Raw genomic sequence first — 26,214 nt, 5'->3', positions numbered from 1 at the left:
TATGGGTGTATAGCTGACCTATATAACGGTTTGCAGTGCGGGAGAGGCCGACCCCATGTTCACCCTGACACCGCTTGAAATCGAGGCGCTGTATCTGTCCCTGCTGGTGTCGGGCTGGGCGGTGGCGGGGTCGTTGCCCTTGGGCGTGGCCTGCGCCTGGCTGCTGGCGCGGCGGGATTTTCCCGGCAAGTCGGTGGTGGACGGGCTGATCCATCTGCCGTTGGTGTTGCCGCCGGTGGTGGTCGGTTATTTCCTGCTGGTGGTGCTGGGGCGGCGCGGCGTGGTCGGCGGCGCGCTGTACGACTGGTTCGGCATCACCATCGCCTTCACCTGGAAGGGGGCGGCCATCGCCTCGGCGGTGATCGCCTTTCCGTTGATGGTCCGCGCCATCCGGCTGTCGCTGGAAGGCGTCGACCGTGGGCTGGAGCAGGCGGCGCGCACCTTGGGCTGCGGCCCGGTGGCGACGTTCTTCACCGTCACCTTGCCGCTGGTCATGCCCGGCATCCTGACCGGGGTGATCCTGGCCTTTGCCCGTTCGCTGTCGGAATTCGGCGCCACCATCACCTTCGTCTCCAACATCCCCGGTGAAACCCGCACCCTGCCCATCGCCCTTTATGCCCTGACCCAGGTGCCTGGCGGCGACGAAGCGGCCATGCGGCTGTGCGTCATCTCGGTGGTGGTGGCCTTTACCGCGCTGCTGGCGGCGGAAATCCTGTCGCGCCGGGTGCAAGCCCGGCTGAAAGGCTGAAGGCCATGCTGGACCTGAGCATTCATCGGCGGCAGGGCGCCTTCCAGGTTGAGGTGACGTTGAAGGCGGGGGCGGGGATCACCGCCTTGTTCGGGCCGTCGGGGTCGGGCAAGACCTCGGTCATCAACATGGTGGCCGGATTGGCCCGGCCCGATACGGGCCGCATCGTCGTCGACGGCAAGGTGTTGTTCGACGCGGCCTTGGGCCTCGACGTCGCCCCCGAACATCGTCGGTTGGGCTATGTGTTCCAGGATGGGCGGTTGTTTCCGCATCTGTCGGTGCGGGCCAACCTGACCTTCGGCATGAACCGGCTGCCGGCGGCGGAGCGTCGCATCGATTTCGACGCCGTCATCGAGGTGCTGGGCATCGGCCATCTGCTTGATCGTCGCCCGGCTTTGTTGTCGGGGGGGGAAAAGCAGCGGGTGGCCATTGGCCGCGCCTTGCTGGCCAATCCCCGCATCCTGCTGATGGACGAGCCGCTGGCCGCCTTGGATTCCAACCGCAAGGCCGAGTTGCTGCCGTTCATTGCCGCCCTGTCGCGGCGCTTCGCCATTCCCATCCTTTATGTCAGTCATTCCATGGACGAGGTCTTGGCCCTGGCCGACACCCTGGTGTTGATGGATCAGGGCAAGGTGGCGGCGGCGGGGCCGACCGAGGACATCCTGTCGCGCACCGATTTGCGCCCGCTGACCGGGCGCTGGGAAGCCGGATCGGTGATCCGCGCCACCGTCGAGGATCATGATGAAGCCACCGGCATCACCCGGCTGGCCTTTGCCGGCGGCCATCTGCTGATGGCCCGCAATCATCTGCCGACCGGCACCCAGGTGCGGCTGCGCATTCATGCCAGCGATATCGCCATCGCGCTGGATCGGCCCGGTCGGGTGTCCGTGCGCAACATCCTGCCGGCGACAATCGCCAGCGTTTCCGCCTGCGAAGGCAATATGGTCGACGTGGTGCTCGATTGCGGCGGCACCCGGTTGTGGGCGCAGATTTCCAGTCATGCCCTGGCCGATCTGGCCCTGGCGCCGGGTGATGCGGTGCATGCCATGATCAAGGCGGTGACCGTCGCCCGCGGTGATCTGGCCGAACAACGGGGGAGCGCATGAAGGTCGCCATCGCCACCCAGGATCTGACCCACGTGGATGCCCATCTCGGCTGGGCCCGGCATCTGCTGCTGTTCGATGTCACCGCCGAGGGCTATCGCTATATGGGCACCCGGGCCTTCCGCCAGGGGCTGGCCCAGGACGGCGATCACGACAAGTTGGCGCCGCGTCTGCGGGCCTTGCGGGGCTGCCGCATGGTCTTCGTCGTCGATGTCGGGCCGGAAGGCGAGGCCGGTTTGGCCCGGGCCAAGGTGGTGCCCATGCGCGCCTATGCCGGCCAGCCCATCGTCAACGCCCTGGATGCCCTGCGCGACGGTTTGCGGCGCAATCCACGTGGTTGGCTGCGGCGTGAACAGCAACGCGAGCGTTTGCGGCGTCCCTGATCCGCGACATCCGGGGATGTGCTTAAGTGTCGGCAATGGTACTATCCCCAAGTATGTATGACGGGGACGACCAGTGGCGCCATTGTTTCTGCGTTTGACCGCTTTGGCGGTGTTAGTGCTGTTGGTTGCGGGCAATGTGGCCAAGGCACAGGACGGATTGGCCCTGGCGGTTTTCGCCTTCCGGCCCAAGCCGGTGATGGTGCAGCTTTATCAGCCGTTGGTGGACTATCTGAACCAGGCGGTGCCCGAGGCGCGTCTGCGTCTGGTCGTGCTGAACCAGGAGGAAATGGAACAGGAACTGGGCGCCCAACGTCTGGATTTGCTGTTCACCAATCCCAGTCATTTCATTGTTCTGCGTCAGCGCAACCGCCTGACCGGCGCCCTGGCCACCCTGGTGGCGGTGGAGCAGGGGGTGGCGGTCAGCAGCCTGGGCGGGGTGATCATCACGGGTACCGGGCGGGACGATATCGCCAGGCTGGCTGATTTGCGCGGCAAGACCATCGCCATACCCGGCACCAAGTTTCTCGGTGGATATCAGACCCAGGCCTTTGAATTGTTGCAAGCGGGCATCCGCCTGCCGGACGATGCCTCGCTGCTGAATGTGGATGGCCATGACGGCGTGGTCCAGACGGTGGCCGCGGGCAAGGCGGATGCCGGATTCATCCGCACCGGCATATTGGAAGCCATGATCCGCGAAGGCCGGGTGTCGCCCGATAGTTTGAAGGTGGTCAACCCCCAGAATCCGCCGGGATTTCCGTTTCAGCTCTCGACCCGGCAATACCCGGAATGGGCCTTTTCCGCCTTGCCCCATGTGAATGAACGGGTGGTGCGCCGCATCACCAGCGCGTTGCTGGCACTCGAGCCCGACCATCCGGCGGCCAAGGCCGCCTCTATTCACGGCTTCACCATTCCCGCCGATTACCTGCCGGTGGAAAATCTGGCCCGCGCCCTGCGCCTGTCGCCGTTCGAGCATGCGCCTGATTTCACCTTTTCCGACATTATCAGCCGTTATCGCGACGTTCTGGTCGTGCTGGCCCTGGCCGGCGGTGTCATCGCTTTGCTGGCGCTGAAATTGGTGGTCAATAATCGGCGCCTGCGGCAAGCCCATCAGCGAGCCGAGGAAAGCGACGAGGTTTTTCGCCGGCTTTACGAGGATGCCCCCACTCCGGTTCTGATCATCCGCGATGGCCGGTTCGAGCGCTGTAACCGTGCCGCCCTGGATTTGGCCGGGGCGCGGGCCGATCAACTGATCGGGCGCAGCCCCGAAGAGATTTCGCCGCCGCTTCAGCCCGATGGTCGGTCCAGCCGCGATTTGGCGCGCGAGTTTCTGGACGATGTGTCGCATTATTCCTCGGCCCGTTTCGATTGGGTCCATGTGCGGCCCGACGGTCAGGAATTCGTGGTCGAGGTGTCGCTGACCCCTATCACCATCGGCGGCCATCGCCTTGCGTATGTGGGGTGGACCGACATCACCGACCGCAAGCGGGCCGAGGCGGAATTGCAGGCGGTCAACCAGCGTCTGGCCGAACAGGCCGGTCAGTTGATGCGGGTCAACGCCGATCTCGAGCAATTCGCCTCGGTGGCGTCACATGATTTGCGTCAGCCTTTGCGCATGGTCGCCAGTTATCTGGGGCTGATCCGGCGCGACATCCAGACCCAGGCCAGCCCCGAATTGCGCGAATATCTTGGTTTTGCCCTGGATGGGGCCAAGCGCATGGACCGGCTGATTCAGGATCTGCTGGATTATTCCCGTTCGGGTCGACACAGCGATGCCGAGGCGCCGGTGGATTTCCATCAGGCGGTGCAGGAGGCGTTGCAACATTTGCAACCGGTCATCGACGAGCAAGGCGGGGAAGTCATTGTCGCCGAGACCTTGCCGATCTTGTCCGGGCATCGGGACGACGTGGTGCGTCTGTTCCAGAATCTGATCGGCAACGCCTTGAAATACCGTACTCCCGATCGTCCCCCCCGGGTTCAGGTGGGGTGCCAGCGTGACGGCCAGTGCTGGCGGATTTGGGTGGCCGACAATGGTCGCGGCATCGCCGAGGCTGATCGTGAAAGGGTGTTCAAGATTTTCCAACGTCTGGTGCCGTCAAGTGAATGCGAAGGCACCGGCATCGGCTTGGCCGTGTGCAAGAAGATCGTCGAGAACATGGGCGGACGCATCTGGATCGATTCGGTGCCGGGCCAGGGCAGCACTTTCCAGGTCAGTTTGCCGGTGGATTGAGCAGCGGGTTTGCCGTTGCCCGCGAAAAGTCCTTTGCTTTCGGGGAAAAGTACACCGAGGCAAAGCCGAGGGACTTTTCCCCGGTCGTTTAATGGCTGAGCAGAACCGGAATGGCCGCGTGCGCCAGCACGTGGCGGGTGACGCCGCCCAGGATCAACTGGCGCAGGCGCGAATGGGTATAGGCGCCCATCACCAGCAGGTCGGCACCGGCGGTGGTGCAGGCCTCCAGGACCGCCATGCCGGCATTGCCGCCGGCAGGGATGTCCTGATGGATGGCGTTGATGCCGTGCCAACCGAAAAAGGCGATCAAATCGTCGGCACCGGCCATGTCGTCGTGTTCGTTGACGGTCAGTACGGTGACGGTTTCCGCCCGTTCCAGGATGGGCAGGGCGGCGGCGGCGGCGCGACCGGCTTCGGCGCTGCCGTTCCAGGCCACCACCACCCGGCGGCCCAGGGCGGCGGGCATGGTCGCCGGGGCCAGCAGCAACGGACGACCGCTGTCCAAAAGCGCGGCGTTGAGCGCCAAGCCCGAGCCGTCGCCTTGGACAGCATGACCCATGACCACCAGATCATGGACGCGGCCCTTGCGGGCGATGATTTCCTCTTCCCGTCCCACGGCTTCGACCCAATCGGCGGTGACGCCGTCAGCCGGCGGTGACGATTGGCAGGTGATGCCGTGGCGGTCCTTGATCTCGTCGAAGGCCAGGCGCACGGCGGCGGCGGCTTCGCGCGATTGCTTGTCGGCGGCGTTCAGCATTTCCTCGACCATGGCGCCTGACATGCCTTCACCGATCAGCGGCACGGCGGTGGTGGGGTCGGGGCGCACATGCAAGGCGGCGACATGGGCGCCGAACAGGCGGGCCAGACGGAAAGCCGCTTCAAGCGGCGCGGCGGCGGCGGCGGCGTCGCCAATGGGCGCCAGGATGGTCTTGATGGTGGACATGGCGGATCTCCCCTGAAACGGACCTTCCGATTATGCGCCTAAGTGATCACAAGCACAACGCGGCCCGGCCCGCGTCCAACGCATCCTGCTTTGATCCACCGGTATGGATGCGGGTCCAGGTCATCGGCCCCAGGTCGATGGAAAGCTGGGCCTGCAACACTGCCGTGGTGGCATCAGAGACATTGGCTTGGCGGCTTTCAATGCGCCTTGCGGCCAAATCCGGCTCGGTCCACAGCCACAGGCCGTCGAAGGGCACACCCAATCGCCGTGCCACCGCCTCGATGCCGGCGCGCTGCTCGGGCTTGGCGAAGACCGCGTCGGCGACCACCGCATGACCGGCGCGCAGCAGGGTTTCGCAGGTGTCCAACAAGGCAGCATAGGTGCGCTGGCCGGTTTCGGAATCATAGGCCTGGGGTGGCAGGCGGTCCAGCAGGGCAGCGCCCATGATCTGCTTGCGCAAGGAATCCGAACGCACCACCGCCGCCCCCGGCACCGCCAGCAACGGCGCCAGTTCACGGCCCATGTGCGACTTGCCGCTGCCCGACAGCCCGCCCACCGCCAGCAGGCGCGGCGGTGGCGGCGCCAGATAGGCCAAGGCGGCGTCAAGGTAGAGGTTGGCCTCGTCGCCCCGGCCCATGGCGGCGGCCACATGGGCGCGGATGGCGGCGCGCAGCGACAGCAACAGCGGCAGTAAAACCACGCCCTGATAATCGCCTGACAGGTCGAGATAATGGTTCATGGCATGGCTGGCCAGTGGGCGGGCGCCCCTTTGGTCCAGATCCATCAGCAGAAAGGCCAGATCGTAGAAAACATCGATGCAGGCGATGTCCTCGGAAAATTCGATGGCGTCGAACGGCACCGTCTTACCCTGGTACAGGCAGATATTGCCGCAATGCAGGTCGCCATGGCAGCGCCGCACCTTGCCCTGTGCCCGGCGTTCCTCCAGCAGGGGGGTCAGCTTGTGCAGCCACGCGCGCGAGGCTTCCGCCAGATGCGCGGCCTTGGCCGGCGGCAGGATGGCGGCTTGTGCCGTCATGGCGGTGGCGTTGGTGGTGATGGTCCAGTCCAGCCCCGCCGCGCCGCCCTTGTCGGGACGCAAAGGGGCGGCCCGATGGGCGGCGAAGGCGGCTTCCGCCACCTGTTGGATCATCCGACGATCGACCCGGTCACGGCGCAGCAATTCCGACAACAGGTCGTCCTGGGCGAAGCGGCGCATTTCCACCAGCCAGTCCACCACCTTCCCTGCGCCGCCCAGATGCAGGCCGCCGGTGTCGTCGGTGGTCACCGGCATCAGCCCCAGGTACAGGTCGGGGGCGGCGGTCCGGTTGACCTCCAGTTCCGACAGGCAGGCGGTGTGGCGGGCTTGCAGGGTGCTGAAATCCAGGAATGACAGCCGCACCGCCTTTTTCAGCTTCCAGGCCCGGTCGCCAGCCAGGAACACCACCGAAATATGGGTGCTGATGATTTCGGGCGTTTGGCCGCCATGGGTGGCCGGGTCGGACAGAAAGCGGATGATGTCGTCCTGGTTCATGGCTGCTTTCCCAATAAACGGTCGGCCAGACGGGGCAGGGCGTCGTGCACATGCGCCAGAGTGCCGATTTCGGCCCGGTCGAACCAGCCGAAGGCGGCGGCATCGCTGGCGGCGGCGCCGTCGCCGGCCAGCCAGTGGCATTCCACCACCAGGATGAGGAAGTGGTTGCGCACCCGCCCGTCGCCGTCGCGGTCGATCTTGTCGAAGACGTCGATGACCGACCCGGCGCTGGCGTGGATGCCGGTCTCCTCGGCCAGTTCGCGCAAGGCGGCCTGGGCCGGACTTTCGCCCAGTTCCATCAAACCGCCGGGCAGGCCCCAGCGGCGCGGCGGCACTTCCTTGTCGCGCTGGACCAGGGCCAGGCGGTTCTGGTGGACCAGCGCGGCCAAAACGGCGGGCAGTGGGTGGGTGGGGTAATCGCGGCTCATATCAACACTATAGCAAGCTTGCTGGCGGGCGTGGCTAGTCCTATGGTCGGGATGGAACGCAAACAATTAAACCGGCCATGGTGTTCGACAGATTCAGTCAGCGACTTTCCACCCGGGTGGCGGCGGCGACATCGGCCCTGGCCCTGTTCTTCGTCGTCTGCATGGGCGTGGGCGCCTGGTTGGTGGCGCTCGGCATGATGCGGGCCCAGGCCGAGCGCCAGATGGCCGAGCTGGCCCACGCCCATGCCACCCATGTTTCCGGCATCTTGGACACCATCGCCAGCCACGTGGCCGAACATGCACAGGATGCCAGCGTGCCGCCCAGTCTGGCCATTGCCGGGGTGCAGGTGGACATCCGGGTGGTCGGTATGGCCGAACTGGGGGACTGGAACAAGGCGGCGATGATCCTGGGGGTGAGCGCCGGGCGGATTTCCACCGATGGCGGCGGGATGATCGAGATGATGATTCCCGTGCTCGCCGGGACCAAGGCTGCGGACAAAAGCATAGTGTGGCGATTGCGTCTTGACCGTCTCAGTCAGCGTCTGGTCACGCCGGGCGATGTCTCGGGCGGCGAGGTGGTGTTGCGGGTCGGTGGGCGCAGTGCCCAGGCGGCGTGGGGCGCCCCCATACCGGGCAACGCCATCAGCGCCGAGGCGGAAGTCCTGCTGCCCAACGGCTTTGGCCGCGGTCAGGCGGTCATTCGGGTCGGTGGCAAAAGCAGGGAATTGGACCTGTCGTTGGGGCAATATGCCTTGTGGCTGTCACTGATCGGCGTTGCCGCCACCGCCTTGGCGGCAGCCCTGGCGACGGTGACCAGCCGGCGCCTGACCCGGCGGCTGTCGGCCTTGGCCGATGCGGCGGGGTCATTTGATTTCGCCGCCGGCAGCGGCGCGCATTTCCATGTGGATGGCGACGACGAGATCGCCCGCCTGGGCAAGTCCTTCGCCGGCATGGTCGAACGTCTGGATCAGGCCTATCGCGATCTTGACCGCCGCTCCCAGGCCTTGCTGTCCAATGCCGAACGCGTCGCCCAGGTGGGCAGTGCCATCTGGGAACCGGGGCACAGCCAGCAGGTATGGTCCGATCAGTTCCACACTATTTTGGGGCTCAATCCCGGCGACGTGATGCCCAGCCGCGAGGTGTTCTTCGACCGCGTCCATCCCGATGACCGCCCGCGTCTGGCGGCGGCGGTCAGTGCCGCCGTGCAAGGCGGCGGCAATCGGGTGGTCGAGGATTTCCGCATCATTCGCGGCGACGGTGTCGAGCGGGTGGCGCAGTTCAGGGCCGAGGTCGCCCGCGACGACGACGGCCATGCCATCCGCGTCGATGCCACCATCCAGGACATCACCGAGCGCAAGCGCATGGAGGATCAGTTGGACGGGGTGGTGCGCGACCTCAAGCGGTCCAACGAGGAATTGGAACAATTCGCCTATGTGGCGTCGCACGATTTGCGCCAGCCCCTGCGCACGGTGCGGTCCTATCTGACCCTGATCGAGGATTCCATCGAGGACAAGCTGGATGACGAAACCCGCGAGTTCATGGATTTCATCCGCGACGGCGTCAAGCGCATGGATGCGCTGATCACCGATCTGCTGGCCTATTCGCGCGTCGGGCGGCGGGTGGCCGACGGTCCGGTCGATGTCGGTCGCATGATCGATCTGTCGTTGTTGGATTTGCAGGCGCAAATCGACGAGACCCAGGCGGTGATCACCGTTCCCCACTCGTTGCCGGTGATCGAGGGCGATTCCGGTGAATTGACCCGCCTGTTCCAGAACCTGATCGGCAACGCGCTGAAATACCGCAAGGCCGAGCAGGTGCCGCGCATCGTCGTCGCCTGCCGTGATTGCGGCCCCCATTGGCAGTTCAGCATCAGCGACAACGGCATCGGCATTCCGCCCGAACACCGCGAGCGGGCTTTCGGTATTTTCCAGCGCCTGCATGGCCGGCACGAATACGAAGGCACCGGTATCGGTCTGGCCATCTGCCGCAAGATCGTCGAGCGCCAAGGCGGCCAGATCTGGGTGGAAGGCAAGGATTGCGACGGCGCCATTTTCCAGTTCACGTGGCCGAAAATGCGCCGCGCGGCGGTGTCCCTGCCGGTGTGACGGCAAAGATAAGACTTGCGGGGCGGTGGGAATTGCCAGACCCTGCAACACGGATGGGTGATGGATGATGCGGCAGGTCGAGGGCGGTTATCATATTTTGCTGGTGGAAGACGATCTGGCCGATGCCGGCTTGGTCCGTATCGCCCTGCGCCGGGGCCGGCATACGGTCAACCTGCACCACGCCAAGGATTCCACCGAGGCTTTCGCCTTTCTGCGCCGCATCGGTCCCAACCATGCCCAGGCGCCGCGCCCGCATCTGATCTTGCTGGATTTGAACCTGCCCGGACGGTCGGGCCATGAAATCCTGCAGGAACTGAAGGGCGACAACACGTTGCGCGGTATTCCGGTGATCGTGCTGTCCACCTCGGAAGCCGAGCGCGACATCGTCCGCAGCTATAACCTGGGCGCCAATTCCTTCATCAGCAAACCCATGGATGCGGACGAGTTCGCCCAGCATATCCACATCATGGAAACCTATTGGTTCGATATCGTCAGACTGCCGGCGGCGTGACCATGGATCCCATTCGCGTATTGTTGCTGGAAGACGACCCCGCCGATGCCCGGCTGGTGGACCTGATGCTGCGCAAGGCGCCGCGCACCCTGTTCAGCGTCGAAATCTGCTCGAAGCTGGCCCAGGCGGTGGAGCGCCTGGCCCAAGGCGGCTTCAACGTGGTCCTCGCCGACCTGTCCCTGCCCGATTCGTCCGGTCTGGCGACCTTGAAGGCGCTGACCGACACCGCCCCCGACATGGCGGTGGTGGTGCTGACCGGCAATGACGATGATGCCCAGGCCATCGAGGCGTTGAAGCACGGTGCCCAGGATTATCTGGTCAAGGGCCGCGACGACGGTTTCATCCTGTCGCGGGTGGTGCGTTATGCGGTCGAGCGCAAGAATGCCGAACAGGCGCTGCGCGAGGCCCGCGACAAGGCGGAAGAGGCGGCCCAGGTCAAATCCCTGTTCCTGGCCACGGTCGGGCACGAAATCCGCACGCCCTTGAACGGCATCCTGGGTATGGCCCGGCTGCTGCTGGACACGCCCTTGGACCAGCGCCAGAAGGTGTTCGCCGAGACGGTGGTGTCGTCGGGGGAATTGCTGCTGGGGCTGGTTAACGACATCTTGGACTTTTCCCGCCTGGAAGCCGATGGACTGACCCTGGAGACCACTTCGTTCGACCTGTTGAACATGGTCGAGGACATCCGTCTGCTGATGGCGCCGCGTGCCGCCGACAAGGGACTGACCCTGGGCTGCCGTTTCCCGCCCGAGGTCCAGCGTCAGGTCAGCGGCGATCCGCTGCGGCTCAGGCAGGTGCTGCTCAATCTGGTCGGCAACGCTATCAAGTTCACCGCCAACGGCTCGGTGATGATCGCGGTGGCGAAGGAAGAGACGAGCGGGATGGTGCGCTTCACCGTCTCCGACACCGGCATCGGCATCCCGGAAGAAGCCCGCGACATCCTGTTCAACGAATTCAGCCAAGCCGATTCGTCGGTGGCACGGCGTTATGGCGGTGCCGGCTTGGGCCTGGCCATCTGCAAGCGGCTGGTGACGCTGATGGGCGGCGCCATCGGTTTTGACAGCACGCCCGGCAGCGGCACCCAATTCTGGTTCCGTATCCCCTTCAGCGATGCGGTCTTGGCGACGACGACGGCCAATGCCAAGGAAATCCCCACCCTGATGCCCCAGGTGGTGTTGTTGGTGGATGACAACGAGGTCAATCTGCAAGTCGCCTCGGGCCTGCTGCAACGTCATGGTCATACGGTGATGACCGCTGCCGATGGTCCCGCCGCCTTGGATCTGGCGCGGCGCCACCGTTTCGATCTGGTGCTGCTGGACAAGCATATGCCCGATATGGACGGATTGGAGGTGGCGCGGTGCCTGCGGGGGCTGCCCGATGCCGACCCGGCCCAGCATATCTGGCTGTTGACCGCCAATCCGGTGGAACAGGATGTGCGCGCCTGGCGTGACGCGGGTATCGACGGCTGCTTGGCCAAGCCATTCCGGGTCGAGGAGGTGGCCGGTATCCTGGCCGGCGGCACCGCTGGCGCCGGGCGACAATCGTCGGGCGGGCCGTCCTTGGTCAATCTTCCCGACTTACTGGCGGACATGCGCGACCTGGGGCACGAACGTATGCGCGGGTTGGTGGATTTGTTCGGGCGCTCAGCGGTTCAGGATTTGGAAGCGGCCCTGGTCCGCGCCGCCGCCGGCGATCTGGAGGGGCTGGCCTCGCCGGTGCACCGTCTGGCCTCGGCCTCGTCCAGCCTGCATCTGACCGCCCTGGCGGCGCGCTGCCGCGCCATCGAAAACGCCGCCCGCGCCCGCGACGGCAAGGCCCAGAACCTGGCCAAGGATTTGGGCGAGTTGTGGGACCGGTCGCTGAAGGCGCTCAACGAAGTGGTGGTTTGAGCGCGGTGCCTTATGTCTAAGGCATGGCGCTCCTGCGCCCATTGCGGGCGCGGCCAAGCCCGCGGAGGCGGGCGCCCGGCGAGGGAAAATGATGAAGTTTAGACCGTGATGCACATTTTGGGCATCACGGTCTAAGCGCGAGCTGTCGTCAGCTTCCGGCCAGCCGATAGCCGATGCCGTGCACGGTGACGATGATCGCCGGATGCTTGGGATCGGCCTCGATCTTGCGGCGCAGACGACCGACCAGCACGTCGATGGTGCGGTCGATCACCGCTTCGCCGTCATGCTGGGTCAGGTCCAGCAACTGGTCGCGGGTCAGGGCGCGTCCGGCATTGCGGGCCAGGGCCGCCAGCACGTCGAACTCGCCCCGGGTCAGCCGCACCGCCTCGCTCTCGGGCGAAATCAGTTGGCGGGCGTCGCAATCCAATTTCCAGCCGGAAAAGGTATAGACGCCGCTGGCCTGACGCTCGGCCGCCATGCTGGGGGCGACGCGACGGATCAGGTTGCGCACCCGCACCGCCAGTTCGCGGGCGTTGAACGGTTTGGTGATGTAATCGTCGGCCCCCAGTTCCAGGCCGACGATACGGTCGGTCTCGTCCTGGCGGGCAGTGACCAGGATGATGCCCACCGACGACTTGGCCCTGAGGTCACGGGCCAGGATCAGGCCGCTTTCGTCGGGCAGATTGATATCCAGCAAGACCACATCAGGGATGGTGCGCGAGACGATGGTGCGCATGTCGCGGGCGTCGGCGGCCTCGCTGACCTGAAAACCTTCCGAGATCAGATGCGCCGCCAGTTTGGCACGGGTCACCGGTTCGTCTTCAACGATCAGGACATGCGCTTTGACTGGGGCGTTCACCATGTCTCTCCTAAGTTATCTGCGGATGTTTACATGTTGTTGACATCGTGTTTCACACGAATTCAAGCACACCCGATATTCCATTGAAAGGGGGCAGTTATAAGTAAACCCACGAATTGAGGAGGTCCAGCGTGACGATGTCCACGCGTATCGACCACAGTGCAGTTTCCCGCCTTTACGGGATGGCCGCCGCCGCACAGGGATGGGCGTTGGTTCTTGGCTTCAAAGCCGGGGCCAGGGCGGCGGCCTCGCGTCCTCGGGGGGGGTGGCTATGATTGCCGCCACCCCCGTGGGCGCGGTGAAATTGCGGGCAGCGCGGGCCGTCGCTTGGTTTGGCGCGGCGCTGCTGGTCATGGTGTGGGTGGCCATCTATGCCAGCCTGAGTTCGGAACGCACCCGTGTGCTGGCCGATACCCGTGCCGACACCGCCAATCTGGCCCGTGCCTTTGACGAACACATTCAGCGTACCATAGCCGGCCTGGACCAGACCCTGCTTTATTTGCGGGCCGAGTTTCAGCAGGCGCCCGATCGTTTCGACCTCAATCGGTCGGTGGCCAACAATGTCATCCTGAAGCGGGTTTCGGTGCAGATCGCCCGCATCGATGCCGACGGTATGCTGGCCGACAGCAACGTGCCGGGATTTACGCACATGGATTTGTCGGACCGCGAGCATTTCCGCGTCCACAAAGCCGCTGTCAAGGACGAGTTGTTCATCAGCAAGCCGGTGCTGGGCCGGGCTTCGGGCAAGTGGTCGATCCAGTTGACCCGCCGGCTTGAAGACGGCCATGGCAATTTCGCCGGTGTGTTGGTGGTTTCCCTTGATCCCAATTATCTGGGCGACATTTACGGCTCCATTGATGTGGGTGAAAACGGTGCCATTGCCGTCATCGGTACTGACGGTGTGGTTCGCGTCGCCTCTCATGGCGGTGGCGGCTTTCTGGGGAAAAGCCTGCAAGGCGGCGCCATCTTGGAAGCGGTGCGCCGGCAGGAAGCGACGACGCTGGAAAGCAATGGTCCGCTGGACGGTATCGACCGCATCAGCAGCCTGCGTCCGCTGCCCAATGTGCCGCTTTCGGTCTTGGTCGGTCGTTCGAAGGTCGAGGCCATGGCCGTCTATGACCGTTCGGTCACGTGGCATCTCTTGATCGGCGCGGCTGTGACCTTGGCCTTGGGCGCCGCCCTGATCGCGCTTTACCGCATGGTCCGGGCGCAGGAAGGCATTGCTGCCGATCTGGCGGTGAAAAAAGCGGAATTGCTGGCCAGCCGTGTCCGTTTGCGCCGTTATGTCGCCGATCTGGAACGTATCGCCGAGGTCGCCGCCCACGATCTTCAGGAACCGTTGCGCCGGGTGGTCGCCTATGCCCAGTTGCTGTCCAGTCACGTGGCCTCGGCCCTAGACGATGAGGGGCGCGGCTATGTCGCCCACGTGGTTGACGGCGCCCAGCGCATGCGCAAGCTGGTGAAGGATCTGGAAGCCTTTGTCGCCGTCGACCAAATTCCCGATTGTGATGGCGAGGTGGCGGTGTCCACCGCCGTGTCCACCGCCATGGATCGGCTCGCCGACCAGATTCGCAGCACCGGCGCCACGATCGTGGTCGATCCGCTGCCTTCGGCCCTGGTCGATGAACGGGCGCTGGCCGAGATTTTCACCCAGCTTTTGGACAATTCCATCCGCTATCGCTGCGAAAGTCGCAAGCCGCTGATCCATGTCAGTGCCCGCAGCGAAGGCGATTGCCTGGTGTTTTCGGTGCGCGACAACGGTGCCGGCATCGATCCGCGCGACCGTATCCGGCTGTTTGAAATTTTCCACCGTCTCGAAGGTATCGACGGCGGCGGCACCGGCATCGGTCTGGCCATCGTGCGCCGCATGGTCGAGCACATGGGCGGCAAGGTCTGGGTGGACAGTACTTTGGGCGAAGGCAGCACCTTCAGCTTTTCCTTGCCCCGACGCAAGCCGTTGCGCCTGACCGTGGTGGACGGGGAGGTGAAGGCCGCCGAATAGAATTTCCATCGTTTGTTTCCGTCTGTCCCCGAACCCCAAAGCCGGAAACAAGCGTTCGAGAGAGGTTCCGTCCCCCAACGGGGCCTCTCTCATCCCCGATGCCCATGGGGTTTTCCGCCTGTCACGTCCCCGAACCCCAGTGCAGCGGAAAACTTCAGGAGGAAGAACGGCCCCCAAACGTTCTTCCTCCATTCTTGTCGCCGCCGGTTTCGTCCCCGAACCCCAAGAAACCGGCGGCAGGCAGCAAAGGGGGGGAGCACCCCAAGGCTCCCCCCCTTTATTTTTGCGTCATCGTGGAATTGCGGGGACAGGGGCCTCAGTCACAAAATCTTCGCCGAGGCGCGCCGATAACGGCATATGCATATGGGCGTCGTTTTTATTGTATCCCTCCGGCGTGGACCGCCTTCCCGGCCGGGTGAGCTTCGGCGAAGCTGATCGCCTGATTGGCGTTGAAGTTGGCGGAAGTGTCCACGGATTCATTTATGGACAGAAACTCGACCGGGCGGCGGCGGAACCGTTCTTGGCCTGAGGATCTGAAGCGGGAGATCGTCGCGGCGACCTACGAGCCCGGGGCCTCTGTGGCCGGGGTGGCGCGGCGGTACGGGGTCAACGACAATCAGGTTTTCACTTGGCGCAAGCGTTTCGGGGGACAACAGGGCGAGACGGTGCCGGCCCATATGGTGCCGGTGGTGGTGGCCGAGGACATGGCGGCCTCCGGGCGGAAGGAAGCCTCTTCTTCTGCCGGCGTGGTGGAGATCGATCTGGCTGGTGGCTACCGTGTCCGTGTCGGCGATGGTGTCGGTGCCCAGCTGCTGTGCCGGGTCTTGGACGTGCTGGAGCGGCGATGATCCCGGTTCCGACGGGCGTCCGGGTCTGGCTGGCGGTCGGGCGGACGGACATGCGGCGCGGCATGAACGGCTTGGCGCTGCAGGTGCAGGAGGCGCTCGGCCGCGATCCCCACGCCGGTGACCTGTTCGTTTTCCGGGGTGCTCGGGGGGATCTGATCAAGGTCCTTTGGCACGACGGCCTGGGCATGTCGCTGTACGCCAAGCGCCTGGAGAAGGGGCGGTTCATCTGGCCCTCTCCGGCTGACGGCGTGGTGGCGATCTCGTCGGCCCAACTGGCCTACATGCTCGACGGGATCGACTGGCGCAACCCGCGCCACACCTTCCGCCCGCGAAGTGCCGGATAGGGCGGAAACCCACATTTTTAGCGAGTCAGCGGCCGGGTTTTATGATTCCATTGGGGCATGGAAATCGGCCGCGAGACCCCGACAGACGACATCGACGCCCTGAGGGCGGAGCTGGCGGTCGCGCGCGCCAGGGCCGCCGAGGACCAGGCGCTGATCGCGCACCAGAAGCTGCAGATCGAGAAACTGAAGCGCGAACTCTACGGCCCCCAGGCGGAACGCTCGGCCCGCCTGATCGACCAGATGGAGCTGGCGTTCGAGGAACTGGCGGCGGCGGCCACCGAGGACGAGATCACCGCCGAGAAGGCCGCGGCGCGCACCACCAACGTGGCGGCCTTCACCCGCAACCGGCCTGCCCGCAAGCCGTTTCCCGAGCATTTGCCGCGCGAGCGGGTGGTCGAGCCGGCTCCGTCGGCCTGCTCCTGCTGCGGCGGTGACCGTCTGCGCAAGATCGGCGAGGACGTCACCGAGACCCTGGAGGTGATCCCGCGCCAGTGGAAGGTCATCCAGCGGGTCCGCGAGAAGTTCAGCTGCCGGGACTGCGAGAAGATCAGCCAGGCGCCGGCGCCCTTCCATGTGACCCCGCGCGGCTGGGCCGGCCCCAGCCTGCTGGCCATGATCCTGTTCGAGAAGTTCGGGCAGCACCAGCCGCTGAACCGCCAGGCCGAGCGCTATGCCAAGGAGGGTGTGCCGCTCAGCCTGTCCACGCTGGCCGACCAGGTGGGCGCCGGCTGCGCCGCCCTGGAGCCGTTGATCCGGCGCATCGAGGCCCATGTGTTTGCCGCCGCGCGTCTGCATGGCGACGACACCACGGTGCCCGTCCTGGCGAAGGGCAAGACCGACACCGGCCGATGTTGGGTCTATGTCCGCGACGACCGCCCCTTCGGCGGACCGGCACCACCGGCGGCCATGTTCTACTATTCGCGCGACCGGAGAGGTGAACACCCCCAGGCCCATCTCGCTGGGTATGCCGGGCTGCTCCAGGCGGACGCCTATGGGGGCTATGGCGCACTCTACCTGCCCGACCGAAAACCCGGGCCAATCCTGGAGGCCGCCTGCTGGGCGCATGCGAGGCGTCCGTTCTTCGCCCTAGCCGACCTGGCGGCCAATGCCCGCCGCAAGGCCGAGGGCCGGGCTGCCTCGGTGATCTCGCCCCTGGCGCTGGAGGCGGTCCGGCGCATCGACGCCCTGTTCGAGATCGAGCGCGCCATCAGCGGCCAGGACGCCGACCGGCGGCGGGCGATCCGCCAGGAGCTCAGCGCCCCCCTGGTCGCCGACCTGGAACGATGGCTGACGGAGAAGCGCGCCGGTCTGTCGCGAGGCAACGATCTTGCCAAGGCCATGGACTACATGCTGAAACGCTGGCCCGCCTTCACCCGCTTCCTCGACGACGGCCGCGTCTGCATGACCAACAATTCCGCCGAACGCGCCCTTCGTGGCATCGCGCTCGGCCGGAAGTCCTGGCTCTTCGCCGGGTCCGACCGCGGTGGACAGCGTGCCGCCTCCATGTACAGCCTCATCGTCACAGCCAAGATGAACGACATCGATCCGCAAGCCTGGCTGGCCGATGTCCTTGCACGGATCGCGGGTCACCCCGCCAGCCGCATCGACGAACTCCTGCCCTGGAACTGGCGGAACGCCAACCCGGCCTCCGCCGTCGCCGCCTGACGCCGCCCCCCCCCTGCGTCCTTCACCGGATGGATACCAGATGTGGAGAAGAGCACAACCTTAGCAAATCCAGGCCGGTAAAAACACAGGCAAAGGCCGACTGAAACGGACAAAGCCCCAGGGTTTCCCCTGGGGCTTTGGTGGTGGGCGGTACAAGGATCGAACTTGTGACCCCTACGATGTCAACGTAGTGCTCTACCGCTGAGCTAACCGCCCGTCAGTCACGGTGCTCGTGGCTGAGGGCCGTTCTTCTAACGGCTTTTGATGGGGTTGGCAACCCCCCTGTTTCGGTTTTTTTTCACTTCACTCCCCCTGTGACAGATGGGGTGCAACCTGCTAAACCGTTTGCATGGATCAAAACATCACCTTGCCGGCCCTGGATCAGGTTTTGACCGTCCTTGCTCCGTCCGAGCAGACGGTGCCGGTGGTGTTTTCCTCGCCCCATTCGGGCCGCGACTATACTCCCGATTTCATCGCCGCCGCGCGCCTGGATGCACGGGCCTTGCGCCGGTCCGAGGATTCCTTCGTCGACGAATTGTTCGCCGCCGCGCCGCGCCATGGGGCGCCGTTGCTGGCTGCCCGGTTTCCGCGCGCCTTTTGCGATCCCAACCGTGAACCCTACGAACTTGACCCATCCATGTTCGCCGGTCGGGTGCCCGAGGGAGCCAATACCCGGTCCCCCCGGGTTGCCGCCGGGTTGGGCACCATTCCCAAGGTGGTGGCGTCGGGGGCCGATATTTATGCCGGGCGTTTGCCGGCATCGGAAATCGAACGCCGCATCGGCGGCTATTATCGTCCCTATCACCACATGCTGCGCCGCCTGCTGGAGGCGACGCAGCGCCGTTTCGGCTGGGCATTGTTGGTGGATTGCCATTCCATGCCCAGTTCGGGGGCGCCGGTCGATGTGGGCGACGGGTCCGTCGTCGGCGCCGACGTGGTCTTGGGCGATTGCTTCGGCGCCGCCTGTGCCGGCCCCATCGTCACCGTGATCGAGGATGCATTCCGCCGGCGTGGCTATCGGGTGGTGCGCAATTCGCCTTATGCCGGCGGCTACACCACCCGCCATTACGGGCAGCCCCGCCAGGGGTGCCACGCCGTGCAGATCGAACTGAACCGTGCGCTTTACATGAACGAGGCCGATCACACCCGTACCATCGGCTTTGCCCCGCTGGCCGAAGATCTGGACGGCGTGGTGGCGGCCATCGCCGATTTGACCCGCCGGCAGGCCTTTCCATGAGCAAGGCGGTGCAATCCCCTTTGCCGGTGCTGGTGCGCCCGGCCACACCGGCCGATATGGATCAGGTTCAGGCCATCTATGCCTATTATGTCACCCGCAGCGCCGCTTCGTTCGAGGAAGAGGTGCCGTCGGTCGCCGAGATGCGGCGGCGCCGTGATGACGTGGTCGATCGCAACTTGCCCTATCTGGTGGCCGAAGATGACGGCGAGGTGTTGGGCTATACCTATGCCGGGCCCTGGCGTCCACGCTCGGCTTATCGCTATACGGTCGAGGATTCCATCTATGTCGCCCCCTTCGTCCAAGGCCGTGGCATCGGCAAGGCGCTGCTGGGGGCCTTGATCGACCGCTGCACCGAATTGGGCTATCGCCGCATGATCGCGGTCATCGGCGATTCCGCCAATCAGGGGTCCATCGGTCTGCACCGGTCCTTGGGCTTTCGCCAGGAAGGCGTGCTGCGCGGCGTCGGGCTGAAATTCGGGCGCTGGGTCGATGTGGTCATCATGCACCGCGTGCTGGGTGACGACGACCGCCCGCTGCCCGATGGCGGTTCCGCCCCGCCACTGCCCCGGCATGACGACTTTTAATGTCGGCGCTGTTTTAAACTACTTCTAAAGGCGTAGTTTATATCCTACTGGGCGTAGGGTCTCTGGTCGTAATGGCGGTGGCCCTCTATCCACATGCGCATCTGTGCGGCGTGGTTGATTCCCGGCATATTGGTTCTCAACCGGTCAAGAGTATCGGGCAGTGGAAATGGTCTGGGAAGGAACGAACCATGTCGATCGGTCAGCGCAATGACATCTGCGTCGATGTTGAAGTGGCTGTGGCCCTTGAAGTTGGGCTGACTCGTCTGGAACGGGCCGAGCAATTGGGCGGCATGGCCGATGCCCTGACCTATAACCGCGAATTGTGGCGGGTGATCGGTTTTCTCGCCGATGGTCCGGAACTGGTGCGCCATCGCGAAGAGCTGCGCCATCAATCCCTGGCGGTGGCTCAGGGGCAATCCAGCGACTTCATCGCTCTCAATCGCCGCTTCGCCGGTATCTTCGCCGCCCAGTCGGCGGCCTATGGCGTCATGAGCGTCATGCTGAACGCCTGGCGCCAGCATCGCCGTACCCATGCCAAGGCGGAATTCAGCCAGTGGCTGCTGGAGCGCCTGGATGCCCATATCTGCCGTGCCCAGGCGGCCTGAAAGCACCCGTCCGAATAATCGGACCGCTTCACCCCCGCCATCGGCGGGGGTTTTTGATTCCGACGGGACAGGCAAAAACAAACCCCGCCGGTGAGGGCGGGGTTTGCGGACGATCAAAGGGATCGGCGGCTTTACTCGGCGCGACCGCCGTGTAGCTTCGACCATTGCACCGGATCGTGCAGGAAGCTGCGTACCGCTTCCAGGGTCTTGCGGTCGAACAGGCCATCCTGTTCGGCCACTTCCAGGACGTCCCACCAATTGCACAGATACGACAGCTCGACGCCGGTCTCGTTCAGCGCCTTCAGGGCGCCGGGGAAGACACCATAGAAGAAGACGACGAAGGCATGGCTGACTTCGGCCCCGGCTTCACGCAGGGCGTTGCAGAAATTGACCTTGGAGGCGCCGTCGGACGCCAGGTCTTCCACCAGCACCACGCGGGCGCCATTGGCGAACTCGCCCTCGATCTGGGCGTTGCGGCCAAAGCCCTTGGGCTTCTTGCGCACGTACAGCATGGGCACCATCAGCCGATCGGAAATCCAGGCGGCATAGGGGATGCCGGCGGTTTCGCCGCCGGCGACGGCGTCGAAGCTTTCATAGCCCACTTCGCGCAGGATGGCGTTGCTGGCCAACTCGCAGATCTTTTGGCGGGCGCGGGGGAAGCTGATGACCTTGCGGCAATCCACATAGACCGGGCTGGCCCAGCCCGAGGTCAGGGTATAAGGCTCTTCCGGGCGGAAGTTGACGGCCTTGATCTCCAACAAAATACGGGCGGTGGTCAGGGCCGCCTTCTTGTGTTCGGGCGTGCGGGAAGCGGTTTGCATGTGTCCGGCCTTTCGACTGGGTTGTCGGCTTGGGGCTCTATAGGCCACAATCGCCCCTTCCTGCAAGACGGCAAACAACAAGGGAAGCGAAATGTCCGACGAGATCCTGGTCAGCCGCGACGGCGCCATCGCCACCGTGACCATCAACCGCCCCGATCGTATGAATGCGTTGAACCTGCCGGTATGGCGGAAACTGACCGAAGCCTTCCTGGATTTGTCCACCGAATGCGATGTCCGCGCCATCGTCTTGCGCGGTGCCGGCACCAAGGCTTTCGCCCCCGGTGCCGATATCGAGGAATTCGACACCCTGCGCGCCAATGCCGATCAGGCCAAGGCCTATGACGTCATCATGCGCGGCGCTTTGAGCGCGGTGAAGAACTGTCCGCAGCCGGTGATCGCCATGATTTACGGTCCGTGCGTCGGCGGCGGGCTGGAGCTGGCCTGTTGCTGCGACATGCGGCTGGCGGCGCGTTCGGGCAAGTTCGGCGTGCCCATCAACAAGATTTCGGTGGTGATGGCCTATCCGGAGATCGCCGTCATCCGCGCCGTCGCCGGCCCAGCGGTGGCCGCCGAGATTTTGCTGGAAGCCCGTATCTTCGACGCCGAGGAAGCCTTGCAAAAGGGTCTGGTCAACCGCGTCTACGATGACGAGGCGCTGGAAGGCGAGGTGCTGGCGGCGGCCAAGCGCATGGCCGGCGGCGCGCCCTTGGTCAATCGCTGGCACAAGCGCCTGTTGCAGCGTCTGGCCGATCCGGCCCCGATCACCGCCGCCGAACTGGATGAGTGCTACGATTTCCTCGACACCAATGATTACCGCGAGGGTCAGGCGGCGTTTAAGGAAAAGCGCAAGCCGGTCTTTACCGGCAAATGACCCATCAAGGCGACATCTGGGTGCTGGCCGACGACCGTGCCGGCAATGTGGGCCAGTGCCTGGGTGTGGCCGAGGCCTTGGGCCGTCCGTTCACCATCAAGTCCATCGCCTATGACGGCTGGGCAAGGCTGCCCAACATCCTGCGTGGCGCCAGCCTGCTGGGGGTGGCCGCCGCCAGCCGGGCCGGTCTGACGGCGCCCTGGCCGCGTCTGGTCATCGCCGCCGGTCGCCGTACCGCGCCGGTCGCCCGCTGGATCAAGCGGCAATCGGCGGCCAAGCTGGTGCAGATCATGGACCCCGGTCCGGGCGGGCGCGGGGATTTCGATCTGATCGCCGTGCCGCGCCACGACGATAGCGGCTTGGCCGGGGCGCGGGTGTTGCCCATCACCGGTGCGCCCCACCGGGTCACCGCCGCCAAGCTGGCCGAGGCGGCCGAGCTTTGGCGCGACCGCTTCGCCTCTTTGCCGCGTCCGTGGGTGGCGGTGATCGTCGGTGGCGACACCCGCAAGCGCCCGTTCACCCCCGCCATGGCCACCGATCTGGGCCGTCGGGCCGGTGCCCTGGCGGTGGGCGGGTCGCTGCTGGTCACCACCAGTCGCCGCACCAGCCCACAGGCCGAAGCGGCGCTGTTGGGCACGGTTGTCGAGCCGCGTTTCATCCATTCCTGGGCGGCGGGTGGCGACAATCCCTATTTCGGCTTTCTCGCCCTGGCCGACATCCTGGTGGTAACCGGGGATTCGGTGTCCATGGCCTGCGAGGCCTGCGCCAGCCCCGCCCCGGTCTATCTCTATGCGCCGGCGGGCTGGGTGGTGGACAAGCACGCCCGTCTGCACCGGCAGCTTTACGACCAGGGCTATGCCCGTCCGCTGCCGGAAGCGGGGCAGGAGGTGGCACCATGGCGCCATCCGCCCCTGAATGCCGCCGCCGACATCGCCGCCATGGTGGAAAGGATGTTGCCGTGAAGGCATGGGTCGTCGTTATCGCGTTGGTGCTGCCGACAATCGCCATGGCCGCCAATCTGAACGGTATCAAAGGCGCTGATGACCGCGTCGAGGTGGTTGCCGGTCAATATCCATGGAGCGCGGTTGGGCGCCTGAACAACGGCCAGGGCGGGCATTGCAGCGGCATGCTGATCGGCCCCCGGCTGGTGGTGACCGCCGCCCATTGCCTGTGGAACAAGAAGACGCGCCAGCCCATGCCGGCGTCGTCATTACGCTTCGTTGCCGGCTATGATCGCGGCCAGTATCTGGCCTTCGCCCCGGTCGAGAAAACCCTGATCGCCCCGGGCTGGCGTTTCGATCTGCCCTATTCGGCGGAACTGGCGTCGAAGGATTGGGCCTTGCTGGTTCTGGCCGAGCCGTTGGGGGAAAAGGTCGGTTGGGTCGGGCTGGGCACCTCGCCCAATGCCGCCGATCGATTGGTGACGGTGGGGTATGGTCAGGACAAGGCGCATATCCCCGCCGCCCATGTGGGCTGCCGCGTCACCGGCAAATTGGCGGAAGGGGCGCTTACCCATGATTGCGACGCGGTGAAGGGCGATTCCGGCGCCCCGGTGTTGGTGTGGCGGGCCGGGGTGCCAACCCTGGCGGCCATCCATGTGGCCACCTTCGGCATGGGCGGCGGGCGGTTTCTGGGCGGTGCGGTGGCGGTGGCCGATTTCACCGCCGAGGCGGTGCGTCTGGGGGCGCAAAGCCCCGGTCAATCCGGGCCTTTGGCTCGCCCCATGGATGGGCCGGTTATCGACCTGCTCCGGTGAACCGCTATACTATATCCCGCTGATCGAGGCCGATCAGCGGCGCCCTCAAGCGGCGGGTGCATCCCTCCGGGATGCTTGCCTCACGCGGCATAAGCCGCGCGGCGCTTTGCGCCTAACCAAGTCTTGATGAGTTAAACTCGTCAAGACTTGGTGTTATTTCGGCAGATCGTTGTAAAAGCCGATCAACAGCGGCGCCCGCATCATCCGTTCCTTGTCGGTGCGGCCCAGGATTTGGATCATCTGCTTGATGAACAGGCGGTCGACCTTGGGGCAGTCGAAAAACGCCTTGATGGTCAGGATATCGCCGCCATGGAATTCCAGCTTGTCGATGAATTTCAGCAGGCCGTCACGGAACGATCCGGCGCGGCCCTGTTCGGCCCGAGTTTTCGGCTGGAATTCCTGTTCGTACATCTGCGCCAGTTGCCCCCAGGCATCGGCCAAAACCTCGCCATCCAGGCGGACGATGCGTTGCAACATGGGGATGTCAGACGGATAGGGCGGGATGTAGCCGTGCTTGGCCGCGTCATCTTGGAACAATTGCCAGGGATCGTCTTCGGCCTTGCGCGGCCTGGGCTTGCCGTCCTTGCCCTTGATCACGTGCTCGGGGTGGAACACCTGCCAGCGGCTGTCCCAATGGTGCAAAATGGCATTGTCGCTGCCGCCGGCCTGGATCATGCCGATGATCCGCCCCCCGGCCCCGGCCTCGGTCCAGTTGCGCGACACCGCCAGTTCCTTCATGCGCCGTGACGAACGCATGGCCGGCAACAAGGTGTCGCGCAAAACGTGCAGGTAACACGAGGCGAACGGCGGCGCCAGATAGAAGGGCAGGGGGATATGCGGACGGTTGCCGCCGGCGGCGATCACCGCCAAGGTACGTTTGACGTAGCGCGAGATGCTGTCGTCAAACATGGTGGCGAAATCGCCATAGCTTTGCGGACTGTATTCGTCGTCGTCACCATGATCGTCGCCATCGGCTTCGATCTGGTCCATTACCGCTTCGGTGGTCTCGGTGGTGCTGGCGCTGGCACCGGATAAGATGGGCTTGGCCAAGTCAAACAGCAGCCAACGTTCCTTGTCCACCTGATCCTCGGGGCCGGGCGGCAGCATGGGGTCGAAATGCTGGGTGCTGGCGGCCAGAATCTCGGCCATGTCGGTGCGTTCCAGCGCCTTGGCCAGGATGACGTTGAAGACCAGATCCAGTTGGCGGGCGCTGGCCCATTTCAGGCTTTGCGGGTCGGCCATGGTCAGCCGGCGCACCTGCAAGATGCGCTGCACGTCCAGCTTTTGGGTCACCGCCACCAGATTGGCTACCTTGGCTTCAAAGCCATCGCCTGCCGTGCTCATGCCCCCGGTCATCCCCCTGTCACAATCCGTCGGGTGGAAAGGTATCCGTTGCCCCCGTAGCAGGCAAACGGGTCATTCCCCCATGTTCAGGATAAAATCATTGAGTATCGGTGCCGCCCGCCGCCGCTCATTGTCGGTGCGACCGAAATTGGTCAGCAGGCGACGGACGAAGGTGCCGTCGATCCGCGGGAACAGATAATAGGCCTTGATCGCCAACAATTCGCCGATGCCCTCGGGCAGCTTGCTGATCCACTTCATCAGTCCGTCGCGGAAGGCCCCTTCGCGCGCCTGTTCCTGGCGAGCATTGGGGGTGAATTCCTGTTCGTACAACTGTGCCAGCTCGCGCCAGGCCTTGGCGATGGAATCGGTCTCGAAGCGAACGATATCCTGCATCAGGCGGATGCTGTCCTCGTCCGGCGGCAAATAGCCGCTTTTGGTGGCATCCTCGCGGAACAGCGGCCAGGGGTCGTCCTCGGGCTTGGGCTTCTTGCCCTTGACGGTGCGGAAAGCGCCCCAGCGATTGTCCCAATTATGCAGCACCGGGTTGTTGACTTCGCCGCCTTGGATGATTTCGATCAGCTTGCCGCCACCGACATCGGCCCAATTATAGTTGATACCCAATTGCTGGATATGGCGCGACGAGCGCATGGGCGGCAGCACGAAACGGCGCAGCACTTCCTCGTAGCAGGCGGCGAATTCGGGGGCCATGGCGAAGGGGCGGCGGCCTGGCTTGATGTCGCCCTTGACCTGCAACAGGCTCAGCACCTTGCGGGTATAGGAACAGATGGCGTCGTCGAACAAGGTGGGGAAGTCGGTATAGGTTTTTTCGTCCGAATCCAGCGTCATGCGGTTGTCGCTGCCGGGCATCAGCCGTTCGGAATCCGGCCCCAACTGGGCGGCGAACAACGGCGGCGGTTCTTTGATGGTGGATGACTGGCGGGTGGTGGGCTTCTTGGCCGTCGCCGGCCCCATGGACAACAGCCTGGACAGCAGCAATTCCTGCTCGCTCACCTGCGGCGGTGCCGGCCCCAGCAGCGGTGTGGCCACCGCGGTCAAAACCCGCAAATCCTCATCGCGGTGATTGACGTCCTGCGGCAGCAATGTCTCGAAATTCTTGTCGCGGGCCTGACGCAGGGCGTCGACGCCAAGGCGTTCCACCGCCTTGCCCAGAATCACGGAAAAAACCACGTCCAATTCGCGGATGTTCGCCCATTTCAGGCTTTCCGGGTCGGCCATGGTCAAGCGGCGCAAAAGCAGGATCTGCGGCACTTCCAGGTGCCGGGTGGCGTTGATCAGGTTTGAAACCTTGGTTTCAAACGTTTTGTTGTCACGCGGTTGTTGGCTCATCCCGCCCTCTATCGCCCTTCTGGACGTTACCGCCGGCCGCGACTCTGTCCCCACGTTGCCGCC

At 64.7% G+C, this 26,214-nt stretch carries 24 protein-coding genes and 1 tRNA gene; 17 read left to right on the top strand and 8 right to left on the bottom strand.

The features are described from left to right. The first annotated feature begins 55 nt into the window (after positions 1-55). The 4 genes from modB (at position 56) to MGMSRV2_RS07505 (ending at position 4,461) form a co-directional block, all read left to right on the top strand. Positions 56-748, top strand: coding sequence for a molybdate ABC transporter permease subunit (gene modB, locus MGMSRV2_RS07520; protein ID WP_024079763.1), 693 nt, complete (start codon positions 56-58; stop codon positions 746-748). A 5-nt stretch (positions 749-753) separates the two neighbouring features. Next, complete coding sequence (gene modC, locus MGMSRV2_RS07515) at positions 754-1,854, top strand: molybdenum ABC transporter ATP-binding protein (protein WP_024079762.1); 1,101 nt, start codon at positions 754-756, stop codon at positions 1,852-1,854. Then, entirely contained in the window at positions 1,851-2,234 is a 384-nt protein-coding gene (locus MGMSRV2_RS07510) for a NifB/NifX family molybdenum-iron cluster-binding protein (RefSeq protein ID WP_024079761.1), read from the top strand. Before modC ends, MGMSRV2_RS07510 begins: the two co-directional genes overlap by 4 nt. A gap of 115 nt (positions 2,235-2,349) precedes the next feature. Next, a complete protein-coding gene (locus MGMSRV2_RS07505) occupies positions 2,350-4,461 on the top strand; it encodes a PhnD/SsuA/transferrin family substrate-binding protein (RefSeq protein ID WP_144084279.1) in 2,112 nt (703 codons plus the stop codon). A gap of 88 nt (positions 4,462-4,549) precedes the next feature. Here the strand turns inward: MGMSRV2_RS07505 and MGMSRV2_RS07500 are convergent, their stop codons facing one another. The 3 genes from MGMSRV2_RS07500 to MGMSRV2_RS07490 are packed head-to-tail and all read right to left on the bottom strand — an operon-like array spanning position 4,550 to position 7,363. Next, the gene (locus tag MGMSRV2_RS07500; RefSeq protein ID WP_024079759.1) at positions 4,550-5,404 is read right to left on the bottom strand and encodes a universal stress protein; all 855 of its coding nucleotides are present in this window, start codon (positions 5,402-5,404) and stop codon (positions 4,550-4,552) included. 46 nt (positions 5,405-5,450) lie between these two features. Further along, the gene (locus MGMSRV2_RS07495; protein ID WP_024079758.1) at positions 5,451-6,935 is read right to left on the bottom strand and encodes a bifunctional aminoglycoside phosphotransferase/ATP-binding protein; all 1,485 of its coding nucleotides are present in this window, start codon (positions 6,933-6,935) and stop codon (positions 5,451-5,453) included. Continuing rightward, positions 6,932-7,363 (bottom strand): NUDIX hydrolase, encoded by a 432-nt coding sequence (locus MGMSRV2_RS07490; protein WP_024079757.1) that lies wholly within the window; start codon positions 7,361-7,363, stop codon positions 6,932-6,934. The genes MGMSRV2_RS07495 and MGMSRV2_RS07490 overlap by 4 nt, the downstream gene beginning before the upstream one ends. A gap of 77 nt (positions 7,364-7,440) precedes the next feature. Between MGMSRV2_RS07490 and MGMSRV2_RS21405 the strand changes: the two genes are divergently transcribed. The 3 genes from MGMSRV2_RS21405 to MGMSRV2_RS07475 all read left to right on the top strand — a co-directional run bounded on the left by MGMSRV2_RS21405 (position 7,441) and on the right by MGMSRV2_RS07475 (position 11,868). Next, entirely contained in the window at positions 7,441-9,468 is a 2,028-nt protein-coding gene (locus MGMSRV2_RS21405) for a sensor histidine kinase (RefSeq protein ID WP_024079756.1), read from the top strand. Positions 9,469-9,532: 64 nt separating this feature from the next. Continuing rightward, a complete protein-coding gene (locus tag MGMSRV2_RS07480) occupies positions 9,533-9,979 on the top strand; it encodes a response regulator (protein ID WP_024079755.1) in 447 nt (148 codons plus the stop codon). A gap of 2 nt (positions 9,980-9,981) precedes the next feature. Next, positions 9,982-11,868 (top strand): response regulator, encoded by a 1,887-nt coding sequence (locus MGMSRV2_RS07475; protein ID WP_242410724.1) that lies wholly within the window; start codon positions 9,982-9,984, stop codon positions 11,866-11,868. Positions 11,869-12,016: 148 nt separating this feature from the next. On the opposite strand, the gene MGMSRV2_RS07470 is transcribed toward MGMSRV2_RS07475, so the two are convergent. Further along, entirely contained in the window at positions 12,017-12,730 is a 714-nt protein-coding gene (locus MGMSRV2_RS07470; RefSeq protein ID WP_024079753.1) for a response regulator, read from the bottom strand. A 268-nt stretch (positions 12,731-12,998) separates the two neighbouring features. On the opposite strand from MGMSRV2_RS07470, the gene MGMSRV2_RS07465 reads away from it, so the two are divergent. The 4 genes from MGMSRV2_RS07465 (at position 12,999) to tnpC (ending at position 17,586) form a co-directional block, all read left to right on the top strand. Beyond that, positions 12,999-14,729, top strand: coding sequence for a sensor histidine kinase (locus MGMSRV2_RS07465; protein ID WP_024079752.1), 1,731 nt, complete (start codon positions 12,999-13,001; stop codon positions 14,727-14,729). Between the two features lie 482 nt (positions 14,730-15,211). After that, positions 15,212-15,577 (top strand): IS66-like element accessory protein TnpA, encoded by a 366-nt coding sequence (tnpA, locus tag MGMSRV2_RS22385; RefSeq protein ID WP_024079338.1) that lies wholly within the window; start codon positions 15,212-15,214, stop codon positions 15,575-15,577. Beyond that, a complete protein-coding gene (gene tnpB / locus MGMSRV2_RS07455) occupies positions 15,574-15,921 on the top strand; it encodes an IS66 family insertion sequence element accessory protein TnpB (RefSeq protein WP_024078582.1) in 348 nt (115 codons plus the stop codon). Before tnpA ends, tnpB begins: the two co-directional genes overlap by 4 nt. A gap of 57 nt (positions 15,922-15,978) precedes the next feature. Continuing rightward, entirely contained in the window at positions 15,979-17,586 is a 1,608-nt protein-coding gene (gene tnpC, locus MGMSRV2_RS07450; RefSeq protein ID WP_024079059.1) for an IS66 family transposase, read from the top strand. Between the two features lie 141 nt (positions 17,587-17,727). On the opposite strand, the gene MGMSRV2_RS07445 is transcribed toward tnpC, so the two are convergent. Beyond that, positions 17,728-17,802: transfer RNA gene (locus MGMSRV2_RS07445), tRNA-Val, on the bottom strand. Positions 17,803-17,935: 133 nt separating this feature from the next. Here MGMSRV2_RS07445 and MGMSRV2_RS07440 point away from each other — a divergent pair. The 3 genes from MGMSRV2_RS07440 (at position 17,936) to MGMSRV2_RS07430 (ending at position 20,012) form a co-directional block, all read left to right on the top strand. Then, complete coding sequence (locus tag MGMSRV2_RS07440; protein ID WP_024079751.1) at positions 17,936-18,823, top strand: N-formylglutamate amidohydrolase; 888 nt, start codon at positions 17,936-17,938, stop codon at positions 18,821-18,823. After that, positions 18,820-19,407: a GNAT family N-acetyltransferase gene (locus tag MGMSRV2_RS07435; RefSeq protein WP_024079750.1), complete on the top strand. Its 588-nt coding sequence runs from the start codon at positions 18,820-18,822 to the stop codon at positions 19,405-19,407. Before MGMSRV2_RS07440 ends, MGMSRV2_RS07435 begins: the two co-directional genes overlap by 4 nt. Before the next feature lie 188 nt (positions 19,408-19,595). Then, the gene (locus MGMSRV2_RS07430; RefSeq protein ID WP_024079749.1) at positions 19,596-20,012 is read left to right on the top strand and encodes a hypothetical protein; all 417 of its coding nucleotides are present in this window, start codon (positions 19,596-19,598) and stop codon (positions 20,010-20,012) included. Between the two features lie 131 nt (positions 20,013-20,143). On the opposite strand, the gene MGMSRV2_RS07425 is transcribed toward MGMSRV2_RS07430, so the two are convergent. Further along, entirely contained in the window at positions 20,144-20,833 is a 690-nt protein-coding gene (locus tag MGMSRV2_RS07425; protein ID WP_024079748.1) for an orotate phosphoribosyltransferase, read from the bottom strand. A gap of 91 nt (positions 20,834-20,924) precedes the next feature. On the opposite strand from MGMSRV2_RS07425, the gene MGMSRV2_RS07420 reads away from it, so the two are divergent. Genes MGMSRV2_RS07420 through MGMSRV2_RS07410 form a run of 3 tightly spaced genes read left to right on the top strand, consistent with a single transcriptional unit; the run spans position 20,925 to position 23,460 of the window. Further along, positions 20,925-21,704: an enoyl-CoA hydratase-related protein gene (locus MGMSRV2_RS07420; protein ID WP_024079747.1), complete on the top strand. Its 780-nt coding sequence runs from the start codon at positions 20,925-20,927 to the stop codon at positions 21,702-21,704. After that, positions 21,701-22,666 (top strand): mitochondrial fission ELM1 family protein, encoded by a 966-nt coding sequence (locus MGMSRV2_RS07415; RefSeq protein WP_024079746.1) that lies wholly within the window; start codon positions 21,701-21,703, stop codon positions 22,664-22,666. The genes MGMSRV2_RS07420 and MGMSRV2_RS07415 overlap by 4 nt, the downstream gene beginning before the upstream one ends. Next, complete coding sequence (locus tag MGMSRV2_RS07410; RefSeq protein ID WP_024079745.1) at positions 22,663-23,460, top strand: trypsin-like serine peptidase; 798 nt, start codon at positions 22,663-22,665, stop codon at positions 23,458-23,460. Before MGMSRV2_RS07415 ends, MGMSRV2_RS07410 begins: the two co-directional genes overlap by 4 nt. A gap of 153 nt (positions 23,461-23,613) precedes the next feature. On the opposite strand, the gene MGMSRV2_RS07405 is transcribed toward MGMSRV2_RS07410, so the two are convergent. Both MGMSRV2_RS07405 and MGMSRV2_RS07400 read right to left on the bottom strand, forming a co-directional pair. Next, a complete protein-coding gene (locus MGMSRV2_RS07405) occupies positions 23,614-24,804 on the bottom strand; it encodes a hypothetical protein (RefSeq protein ID WP_041634200.1) in 1,191 nt (396 codons plus the stop codon). Positions 24,805-24,876: 72 nt separating this feature from the next. Beyond that, a complete protein-coding gene (locus tag MGMSRV2_RS07400; protein WP_024079743.1) occupies positions 24,877-26,151 on the bottom strand; it encodes a hypothetical protein in 1,275 nt (424 codons plus the stop codon). Between the last annotated feature and the right edge of the window lie 63 nt (positions 26,152-26,214).

Origin of the sequence: Magnetospirillum gryphiswaldense MSR-1 v2, assembly GCF_000513295.1 — a bacterium.
Taxonomy (GTDB): Bacteria; Pseudomonadota; Alphaproteobacteria; order Rhodospirillales; family Magnetospirillaceae; genus Magnetospirillum; species Magnetospirillum gryphiswaldense.
The sequence above is the reverse complement of the archived record's forward strand: the minus strand, read 5'-3'. Positions and strand labels throughout refer to the sequence as shown.